We start from the raw sequence: 9,881 nt of genomic DNA, 5'->3' as shown, positions 1-9,881 counted from the left end.
AACAGCGGATGTTCGCCAGGGGGAGGCTAGGAGGAGGGTGTCGCTGTTAACTTGGGCGCCGAACATGCGCATCCTGCAGTAACCCCTCCCTAACCCTCCCCTTGCGTTGCACCCCGCTGTGATTCTGGTGATGCGGAGTCAAAGGGGAGGGGACAGGTATGGCGTTATGCCTGTAAACATCGATTAATCAAACGCCGGGCACAAAAAAGCCCCGCCGGGGCGGGGCTTGATATCGCGCAGTTACATCAGTTGGCCAGAGATTCCGGCAGATGCTCGCGAATGGTAGAGAGCATGGTTTTCAACACCTTGGGGTTGGCACATACGATGTTGCCATTGCGCTCATAGTTATGGCCACCGACGAAATCGGTCACAATGGCACCGGCTTCACGGGCGATCAGGCTGCCGGCGGCAAAATCCCAGGGCTTTAGGCCCAGTTCCCAGTAACCGTCAACGCGACCGGCGGCCACATAGACCAGATCCAGGCTGGCGGCACCGGCACGACGGATGTCGGAGCACTGAATGAACATGTCCTTGAACATGGCCAGATAAGCATCGGCCTGGTGCTTTTGCTTGAACGGGAAGCCGGTGGCCAGAATGGTATTGTTCAGATCCTTGGCCTTGCCGGTACGGATACGGTAACCATTCAGCTGAGCACCGGCACCGCGGCTGGCGGTGAAGAGTTCGTCACGAATAGGATCGTAAACCACGGCCTGCTCGGTGCGGCCCTTGACGCGCAGCGCGATAGATACCGCGAAGTGGGGGATGCCCTTTACAAAGTTGGCGGTGCCATCAAGTGGGTCGACAATCCATTGGTAATCCGGATTGCTGCCAGTCAGTTCACCACATTCTTCGCCGATAATCGTATGCTCCGGATAAGACTTGCGGATGGTATTGACGATGGCGTTTTCTGAGTCGAGATCGACATTGGTAACAAAATCGTTCTGGCCTTTCTGGCGTGCTTCTACGTTATCCGGATTGGCAAAACCTTTGACGATAACTTGACCGGCGTTGCGCGCAGCGCGCACCGCAATATTCAGCATCGGATGCATATGAGTGAACCCACTTGATGTTAAAGAACGAAATTTGAGCGGCGTATTATACCCGTGAACCAAAACCAGGCAAGGACTAAATCTTCACCGACCGTCCGGGCATCGAAAAGTCGGGCTCAATCGGCGATGTATTTTTGGCACTGGAGTCCTGGCATCTGTCCAATGGCGGCATCAAGGAACCCAGCGATGGAATAAGCACCTGGCATCTTGGCTATCATTATGATTTATGATTAGAAAAACTGGGTCTGGCCATTACAAAAGGTCGCTCAGACATCTATTGCCAGTTAATCACTCCATTGATTATGATGCGATCCTAATCACAGTCTGCCCGTTCGGGCACTTTTGGAGCGCGCGGCCATGTCAGGCCTGTCCCTGGTATTACTCACGGTGTTAATGGTGGCCTCGGGTCAGATGACCCAAACCCTTTATGTGCCTGCCATGGGCGATATGGCGGCTGCATTGCAGGTGGCCGGCGACAGCCTGCCGTTGGTGATGGCGTTTTATCTTATCCCCTACGGCTTGTTTCAGTTTATCTATGGTCCTCTCTCGGACCGTTTTGGCCGTCGCCCCGTGCTGCTGGTGGGGCTGTCTGTCTATGTACTGGGCTCGGCCCTTATTCTGGCCTGGCCGGTGTTTCCGATGCTGCTGCTGGGCAGCTTTATTCAGGGGGCCGGCACTGCGGCGGCGGGCAGCCTGTGCCGCAGCTTGATGCGAGACAAATTCGAAGGCTCGGATCTGGTGCGCTACAACGGCTATGTGTCCATGGGCATCATGCTGGCCCCGCTGCTGGCCCCGCTGATCGGCGGTTATCTCAACCTGCACTTCGGCTGGCAGTCCATGTATCAGTTTCTGCTGGCGGTGGGCCTCTTGGTCACCCTGGTGATGGTGTTCTGGTTTCGTGAAACCCTGCCGGCGGAACGTCGCCATGCCCAGCCCATGCTACCGGCCTATCAGCATGTGCTGCACAACAGTGCCTTTTGCCGCCAGCTCGGCATGCTGATGGCAGCCTTCGCCGGCGTCATCCTGTATGAGGCGGTGTTCGGCGTCCTGGTCAGCCGGCAGAGCGGGCTTACCAGCACCGAAATCAGCCTGCTGTTTGTTTTGCCGTTACCGCTGTATTTTGCCGGTGCCATGTTGGCGTCGTTGAAGGCGGCAAGCTGGTCGATTAACCGTCTGCAGTGGATATCCACGGTGGCCTTGCTGCTGGGCGCGAGCATAGTGCTGGTCTCCGCCTTCAAACCCGATCTGAGCGTGGCGGGACTGGTACTGGGCGGCAGCTTTTATTTTGCCGGTGCCGGCATCCTGTTCCCGGTGGCCACCTCCAAGGCAGTAGCGCCGTTCCCGCAACACAGCGGCACCGCCGGCGCTTTGCTCGGCGGCAGCTCCAATCTGGGCGGCGGTGTCTTTCTGCTAGTGCAGGGGGCCTTGCCGCAAATGAACCAGTCGGTGCTGGGCGGCCTGCTGCTGGCCTTTGCCGGACTGGTGGCCTGGCTGTTGATACCAAGCTCGAATGCCCTGCCGGAGCCGGGAATTTAAATTGTGAGGGGTGAGGGGTGAGGGGTGAGGGGTGAGGATAGGGTGCTTTTGTAGCTGCCGCTTCAGCTGGCAGGCTCAGCAAAGCAGGGCAATACAGGCAAACAACGCCGGGCTGTTGGAACTGGCGCCGATCTGCTCCTCCCCCTTGGCGGCGGGGCGACAGACATAACGGTAGAGGTTCGCCAGGGGGAGGCGGGGTGGGGGTGTCAGCATCATGGCTGGGGGCAGTAACCCCTCCCTGACCCTCTCCTTGCGTTGCACCCCGCTGTGGTTATGTTGATGCGGGGGGGTAAAGGGGAGGGGAATAGCTGGATTGGTCCATTGAAATGGACCCTACGCGGTGGGCAGATTTGTGGTTTTTGTAGCTGCCGGCTCAACCCTGATGATGCAGCAGTACATATTTGTCCCACAGCTGCTCTTCGGTTTCCCGGTGTTCGGGGTGGTCGATAATGCAGTCGATGGGGCAGACACTGATGCAGGTGGGCTTCTCGTAATGGCCCACGCATTCGGTGCACAGGTCCGGTTCTATCTCGTAAATATCCGCGCCAAAGGTAATGGCGCCGTTCGGACATTCCGGTTCACACATGTCGCAGTTGATGCATTTGTCGGTGATCAGCAGGGCCATAAAATACTCGTGTTAACGGACAGGACGAAAAGCGGTTCAGGGTCGGATCATACCATCACTTCCCGGTATTCTCAGGTTTCGTGATCCCGCTCCGGCGGCAGCCGTCTTGCCAATCTTCGGCGCTCCCCGCACAATAGGGCCTCCCCGAATTATGAGAGACCTGTCTATGGAACTGGCCGACTACCGGCGGGAATATCTGCAAGGCGGCCTGCGCCGCAAGGATCTGCCGGATAACCCTTTGTCTCTGTTTGATACCTGGATGCAGCAGGCGATTGCCGCCAATCTGGCCGACCCCACCGCCATGGTGGTAGGCACGGTAGATGAGCGCGGGCAGCCGTATCAGCGCATCGTGCTGCTCAAGCATACCGATGAGCGCGGTTTCGTGTTCTACACCAACATGGGCAGCCGCAAAGCCGGTCAGCTGGCGGGCAATCCCCGCATCAGCCTGCTGTTTCCCTGGCATACGCTGGAACGCCAGGTGCATGTGACTGGTCAGGTGGAGCGACTGTCGGCGATGGAGGTGATGAAGTACTTCAGCAGCCGTCCCAAAGACAGCCAGATCGGCGCCTGGGTCTCGCACCAGTCATCGCGTATTTCCGCCCGTGGCCTGCTGGAAGCCAAGTTTCTGGAAATGAAACAGAAGTTTGCCAGTGGCGAGGTGCCGCTGCCGAGCTTCTGGGGTGGTTTCAGGGTCAAATTCGAGACCGTCGAGTTCTGGCAGGGCGGCGCCAACCGTCTGCACGACCGTTTTCTGTACCAGCGTGAGGGCGACGGCTGGACCATCGACCGTCTGGCGCCATAGGACCGATTATCATGCTGATATGCAGAACCGAACGTCCCGGTGACGGCGACGACATCGACGAGGTGGTCTGTGCCGCCTTCGGTCGGGATGACGAAGCCGATCTGGTGTGGGCCTTGCGCGAGCAGGGCGCCATCAGCCTGAGCCAGGTTGCCGAATACGAAGGCGCCATCATCGGCCATCTTGTCATGAGTCCGGTCTTGGTGAATGGCGAAGATATCGGCTGGCTGGGATTGGCTCCGGTCAGCGTCTGGCCCGATTGCCAGCAGCAGGGCGTGGCCTCGGCCATGATCCGGGAAGTGCTCGACAGCGCCAATGAACTGGACTGGGCCGGTGTCGTGGTGTTGGGCGAGCCGGCATACTATCGCCGCTTCGGCTTTCGGCCCGCCAGCGAACTGGGTCTGAAATGCGCCTACCCTGACGCGGGTGACGCCTTCATGGCATTGGCACTCAAACAACCGGCCCCTACCGGCCAGGTGACATATCATCCCGCCTTCGGTGAGCTGACGTAGGGGTTCTGCTGGCAGGTCAAAAGTGACACCCCCACCCTGCCTCCCCCTGGCGAAACCCTGCCGTGATGTCTGTATCCCCGCTGCCAAGGGGGAGGGGCAAAGCAGGCCCGGCGCCGATCTGCTCCCTCCCCTTGAACTTGCGGATCAAAGAATGGCAGCGGGGGGCAAGGGGAGGGTTGGGGAGGGGTTTCTGCACGAAGGTCGATGGTGCGAAATAAAGGGATCAGGTGTTGGTGCTATCTATAAGAAGATACCGGGGCCGTCATGCTGAACTTGATTCAGCACCGGTATGACGACTCCAATCCCCAATCCCTGATTTTATTATTCGTCTTCTTCGAAATACCAGTAGCCCTGGTTCACCAGCGGTAGCAGTACTTCCAGCAACGACTGGGGTTGTTTCAGGCAGGCTACTTCCGGGCCGCAGATACGGGCCTGATCGCATAATAGCGCGATGGCGTCAGCGTCCGGTTCGGCCAGCTGGTAACGGTCGCCGTCCAGATAAAACACGTCCTCGCTGCCTTCCATATAGAAGCAGCGGGCGCCGCCCAGCCGATACAGATGATCACCGTGGTCCATGCGCAGTACCAGCTCTTCCAGGCTGTATAGCGGCTCGGCCGGCTCCAGATCCAGGTCGTGCTTGGCTTCCGAGATCATTTCGCCAAACCAGTCGGCCAGTCGTACCGGATCGTCGAGCAGTTCGGTCATCAGCGCCTTGACCTGTATCATCGCCTGATGGTCGATGCGACCGTGGGCCGTACAGGGCGCCATGGCTGCATCGTCGAAGCGACGGGTGTCCGGCTCGTGGGCCAGTATGTGATCGGCAAAGCCGGAAATCAGATCCTTGGCATCTGGTGCCCGAAAGCCGATGGAATAGTTGAGCGCCGGGGTCTCGGCATAGCCTTCGTGAGGGCAACCGGGCGGGATGTAGAGCACATCGCCGGTCTCAAGCACTTCGTCTATTTCCGCCTCGAAGGCCTCGCAGTGGCGCAGCGCCCCGTGGGCGGCAAACTGCTTCAGTGTCTGTGGCAGACCCACACGCCAGCGACGGCGACCTTCGCCCTGAATGATAAAGACCCCGTACTGATCGATATGAGGGCCCACACCACCACCGGGAGTAGAGAAACTGACCATCACATCATCGAAACGCCAGCCGGGGAGGAAGCGAAAGGCTTCCGCCACATCCTGTACTGCCGGGTGCCACTGGTTGACGGCCTGCACCAGCAGGGTCCAGTCGGCTTCGCCCAGATGATCGTAGCTTTCGAAGGGGCCGGTTTCCGCGTTCCAGCGCTCGTCGGCCCGCCAGACCCGGCGAGATTCTATATGCGGCTCCAGCGCCAGGCCGGCCAGTTCGTCCGGGCTGAGCGGATCTTCAAAACCGGGAAAACCGGCCTTGATAAGCAGGGGCTTGCGTTGCCAGTAGTTGGCCAGAAAGTCGTCGATATCCAGTTTCAGTGCACTGTGCATGGGGACCTGTAATGATGGGGATAATGCGTTAAGAATAGCGGGCTATTATGCCTAGGCGCGGCGGAGAATGATAGATTTCAAGCTGTCGGCGGGGAATGGGGAATGGGGAATAGGGAATGGGGAATAGGGAATGGGAAGCGGGGAATAGGGAATGGGGAATAGGGAATAGGCTTGGGGGAAAATAGCTCCTTCCCCTGAACTCGTGAGCCACAGAATGACAGCGGGGTGCAAGGCAAAGACCAATGCGACACCCCCACCCAGCCTCCCCCTGGCGAAACCCCGCTGTTATGTCTGTGATACCGCAGCCAAGAGGGAGGGGCCGTTCGGCGTCGATGGTAAGCCCGGCGCCGATCTGCTCCCTCCCCTTAATCGTGAATACTCAGGATGACAGCGGGGTGCAACGCAAGGGGAGGGTTGGGGAGGGGTTTCTGCTCCCTCCCCAGACAAACAAAAACACCGAGCCAACCGGCTCGGTGTTTTATCTTTAACTTTCAGCTTGTTTTAAAGCTCGTCGGTCAGCTGGATGGCACTGCCGATGTAGTTGGCGGGGGTCAGCAGCTTCAGCTGATCCTTCACCGACTCGGGCAGTTCCAGGCCGTCGATAAAGGCGCGCATGCCTTCGGCATCCACCCGCTTGCCACGGGTCAGCTCTTTCAGCTTCTCGTAGGGCTTCTCGATGCCGTAGCGACGCATTACCGTCTGTACCGGCTCGGCCAGCACTTCCCAGTTCTGATCCAGATCGGCAGCCAGGGCGGCCGGATTGGCTTCCAGCTTGCTGATGCCCTTCAGGGTCGCCTGATAGGCGATCAGCGAGTAGCCCACGGCCACGCCCAGGTTGCGCAGCACAGTGCTGTCGGTCAGATCGCGCTGCCAGCGAGACACCGGCAGCTTGGCGGCCAGGTGATTGAAGATGGCGTTGGCCAGGCCCAGATTGCCTTCGGAGTTTTCGAAGTCGATCGGGTTGACCTTGTGCGGCATGGTGCTGGAGCCGATTTCGCCGGCCACGGTTCTCTGCTTGAAGTAACCGACGGAGATATAACCCCAGATGTCACGGTCGAAGTCGAGCAATATGGTGTTGAAGCGGGCGATGGCGTCGAACAGCTCGGCAATGTAGTCGTGCGGCTCAATCTGGGTGGTGTAGGGGTTGAAGGTCAGCCCCAGACCGGTGACGAAGCGCTCGGCAAAACCGGCCCAGTCCACTTCCGGATAGGCAGACAGGTGGGCGTTGTAGTTGCCCACTGCGCCGTTGATCTTGGCCAGCATTTCTACCGAGTTGATTTGCTTGAGCTGACGTTCCAGACGGTAGGCCACGTTGGCCATTTCCTTGCCCAGGGTGGTGGGCGAGGCGGGCTGACCGTGGGTACGGCTCAGCATGGGCACGTCGCGATACAGTGCGGCCAGGCGCTTCACTTCGTCAACCAGCTGCTGGCAGTAAGGCGTCACTACCTGTTCACGGCCGGCTTTCAGCATCAGCGCATGGGCGTTGTTGTTGATGTCTTCGCTGGTGCAGGCAAAGTGAATGAATTCACTGACGGCGGCCAGTTCGGGCAGCACTTCTACCTTTTCCTTCAGGAAGTATTCCACCGCTTTCACGTCGTGGTTGGTGGTGCGCTCTATGTCCTTGATGCGCTGGCCATCGGCTTCGTTGAAGTTGGCGACAATGGCGTCCAGCAGGGCGTTGGCCTCGGCGGACAGAGCTGGCACCTCGGTAATTTCAGCATGGGTGGCCAGAGCCTGCAGCCAGCGTACCTCGACTTCTACACGAAAGCGCAATAAACCAAATTCGGAAAAAATGGCGCGCAGCTCCTGGGTTTTGGTGCCGTAACGGCCATCAACCGGAGAAATAGCCGTTAATGCTGACAATTCCATGAACAAGGACTCCTGAACGTTGGGGGGAAACAATAAAGGATGGTTAATACCGCAATGCCGCCTGGGCCTGAGCCACCAGCCGCTTGCGAGAAAACAGAATATGACGGCGCTTGCCGCCAAGCTGCCGCCAGAGTACGGCGCTGCGAATACCGGCCAGCAACAGCGCCCGTATCTGGTGCTGCACCAGCGGCTGCTGCAGGTAGGTCGGGTTGCCGGCCACCTGAATACGCGGCCCTATGGGGCTGACGATGTCGCTGTACACGCCGGCCAGATTGGCCAGCACCTGCTCGTCGAGCAGATCGAAGTGATGCAGCTGGCGTTTTACCTGATTGATGCGCTCGCCCAGCATCGACATCAGGTCGCGGCGTTTGGCCAGCTTGCGCTCCAGGGCGACGATACCGACCAGATAGCGGGTCAGTTCGGCATTTTTGCGGCTGCTGTTGTTATCGAGCTGATCGATCAGGGTCTGATAGCCCAGGCCTAACGACGCATGGCCACCGTAAATATCTACCGATTGCTCGGCGTCGGTCACCAGAATGCTGTTGAGGGTGGACGAAAACAGGGTTTTATCGTCTATGGTGCCATCGCGGGCGACCTGCTGTACCAGACTGGCGGCCTGGCAGATGCCGGCAAAGGCCAGGGTTTGGTTTTCGAGGCTATGACTCACGCTTGCTCCTGACTGAAACGGGTTTCGATAATGCCGCCGCCGAGGCAGATGTCGCCATCATAGAAAACGGCGGACTGGCCGGGCGTGACTGCCGCCTGCTGGGTGTCGAAGGTCACCTTGATGGTTTCGTCATCCAGCGGCTCGACCAGGCAGGGCACATCGGTCTGGCGATAACGGGTTTTGGTGGTGCAGCGAAAGGCTTCCGTAATAGGCGCGCGGTTCACCCAGTGCAGCTGACGGGCAATCAGGCCGTTGGAATACAGGCGCGGATGGTCACCCTGAGCCACCACCAGCACGTTGCGATCCAGCTCTTTATCGACCACATACCAGGGCTCGTCGGTGGCGTTTTTCAGGCCGCCGATGCCTAAGCCCTTACGCTGGCCCAGGGTGTGATACATCAGCCCCTGGTGTTCGCCTATCACCTTGCCGTCCACACTTTCAATGTGGCCTGGCTGTGCCGGTAAGTACTGGGCCAGAAAATCGGTAAACTTGCGCTCGCCGATAAAGCAGATGCCGGTAGAGTCTTTCTTCTTGGCGGTCACCAGCTCGAGTTGCTCGGCAATGCGGCGTACTTCCGGCTTTTCCAGCTCGCCCACCGGGAACAGGCTCTTGGCCACTTGCTGTGAGCTCAGGGTATAGAGGAAGTAGCTCTGATCCTTGTTGCCGTCCAGGCCGCGCAACATGCGGGGCTGGTCGTCGAAGCTGCGGCGCACATAGTGGCCGGTGGCGATGTAGTCGGCGCCCAGGTCTTCGGCGGCAAATTCCAGGAAGGCTTTGAACTTGATTTCTTTATTGCACAGGATATCGGGATTAGGCGTACGCCCGGCCTTGTATTCCGCCAGAAAATGCTCGAACACGTTGTCCCAGTATTCGGCGGCAAAGTTGATGGTGTGAAGCTCAATGCCGAGCTTGTCACACACCGCCTGTGCGTCCCGCAGATCTTCGGCGGCGGAGCAGAACTCGTCGGTGTCGTCTTCTTCCCAGTTTTTCATGAACAGGCCTTCAACCTGATAGCCCTGTTGCTGCAGCAACCAGGCCGAAACGGAAGAATCCACACCGCCGGACATGCCGACAATCACTTTTAGCTGACTGTTATCGCTCATCACTACTCGCCGTTACCTGTATGCAAAACGGCCAGCATTTTACCAGACAAAAGCCGCCAGCGGGAGGGAAAGAAAGCCATAAGCGGGAAGCAAGTAGCTGGAAGCGGGAAATGACACCCCCTCCCAGCCTCCCCCTGGCGAAAACCCGCAGTGATGTCTGTAACCCCGCTGCCAAGGGGGAGGGGCAAACAGCTCCCTCCCCTTAACCTCGAATTTGGCAGAATAACAGCGGGGTGCAAGGCAAGGGGAGGGCTGGG

10 protein-coding genes are annotated in these 9,881 nt (G+C 58.8%); 3 read left to right on the top strand and 7 right to left on the bottom strand.

Translation table 11 applies throughout. The annotated features are described in order from the left end of the window. Window positions 1-245 precede the first annotated feature (245 nt). Window positions 246-1,049 carry an inositol-1-monophosphatase gene (gene suhB / locus UN63_RS16115; RefSeq protein WP_104488519.1) on the bottom strand — a complete coding sequence of 268 codons (804 nt, stop codon included), beginning with the start codon at window positions 1,047-1,049 and terminating at the stop codon, window positions 246-248. Between the two features lie 357 nt (window positions 1,050-1,406). On the opposite strand from suhB, the gene UN63_RS16110 reads away from it, so the two are divergent. Further along, entirely contained in the window at window positions 1,407-2,585 is a 1,179-nt protein-coding gene (locus UN63_RS16110; protein ID WP_104488518.1) for an MFS transporter, read from the top strand. Between the two features lie 75 nt (window positions 2,586-2,660). Here UN63_RS16110 and UN63_RS17140 read toward each other — a convergent pair whose 3' ends face one another. Together UN63_RS17140 and UN63_RS16105 are read right to left on the bottom strand one after the other, a co-directional pair. Continuing rightward, window positions 2,661-2,801: a hypothetical protein gene (locus UN63_RS17140; protein WP_181068273.1), complete on the bottom strand. Its 141-nt coding sequence runs from the start codon at window positions 2,799-2,801 to the stop codon at window positions 2,661-2,663. 157 nt (window positions 2,802-2,958) lie between these two features. Beyond that, complete coding sequence (locus tag UN63_RS16105) at window positions 2,959-3,210, bottom strand: YfhL family 4Fe-4S dicluster ferredoxin (RefSeq protein WP_104488517.1); 252 nt, start codon at window positions 3,208-3,210, stop codon at window positions 2,959-2,961. A gap of 166 nt (window positions 3,211-3,376) precedes the next feature. Here UN63_RS16105 and pdxH point away from each other — a divergent pair, with 166 nt between their 5' ends. Together pdxH and UN63_RS16095 are read left to right on the top strand one after the other, a co-directional pair. Then, window positions 3,377-4,012 carry a pyridoxamine 5'-phosphate oxidase gene (gene pdxH / locus UN63_RS16100; RefSeq protein WP_104488516.1) on the top strand — a complete coding sequence of 212 codons (636 nt, stop codon included), beginning with the start codon at window positions 3,377-3,379 and terminating at the stop codon, window positions 4,010-4,012. An 11-nt stretch (window positions 4,013-4,023) separates the two neighbouring features. Next, on the top strand, window positions 4,024-4,521 hold the full coding sequence (locus tag UN63_RS16095) for a GNAT family N-acetyltransferase (RefSeq protein WP_104488515.1): 498 nt from the start codon (window positions 4,024-4,026) through the stop codon (window positions 4,519-4,521). A 321-nt stretch (window positions 4,522-4,842) separates the two neighbouring features. On the opposite strand, the gene UN63_RS16090 is transcribed toward UN63_RS16095, so the two are convergent. The 4 genes from UN63_RS16090 to mnmA all read right to left on the bottom strand — a co-directional run bounded on the left by UN63_RS16090 (window position 4,843) and on the right by mnmA (window position 9,624). Continuing rightward, the gene (locus UN63_RS16090) at window positions 4,843-5,985 is read right to left on the bottom strand and encodes a ribosomal protein uL16 3-hydroxylase (protein ID WP_104488514.1); all 1,143 of its coding nucleotides are present in this window, start codon (window positions 5,983-5,985) and stop codon (window positions 4,843-4,845) included. Between the two features lie 501 nt (window positions 5,986-6,486). Then, window positions 6,487-7,854 (bottom strand): adenylosuccinate lyase, encoded by a 1,368-nt coding sequence (purB, locus tag UN63_RS16085; protein WP_104488512.1) that lies wholly within the window; start codon window positions 7,852-7,854, stop codon window positions 6,487-6,489. A gap of 43 nt (window positions 7,855-7,897) precedes the next feature. After that, window positions 7,898-8,521, bottom strand: a complete 624-nt coding sequence (hflD, locus tag UN63_RS16080; RefSeq protein WP_104488510.1) for a high frequency lysogenization protein HflD — start codon at window positions 8,519-8,521, stop codon at window positions 7,898-7,900. Then, window positions 8,518-9,624, bottom strand: coding sequence for a tRNA 2-thiouridine(34) synthase MnmA (gene mnmA / locus UN63_RS16075; protein WP_104488507.1), 1,107 nt, complete (start codon window positions 9,622-9,624; stop codon window positions 8,518-8,520). Before mnmA ends, hflD begins: the two co-directional genes overlap by 4 nt. Between the last annotated feature and the right edge of the window lie 257 nt (window positions 9,625-9,881).

Origin of the sequence: Oceanisphaera arctica (assembly GCF_002936955.1) — a bacterium.
In the GTDB taxonomy this organism is placed as follows: domain Bacteria; phylum Pseudomonadota; class Gammaproteobacteria; order Enterobacterales; family Aeromonadaceae; genus Oceanimonas; species Oceanimonas arctica.
This window is presented reverse-complemented; position numbering and strand designations above follow the sequence as displayed.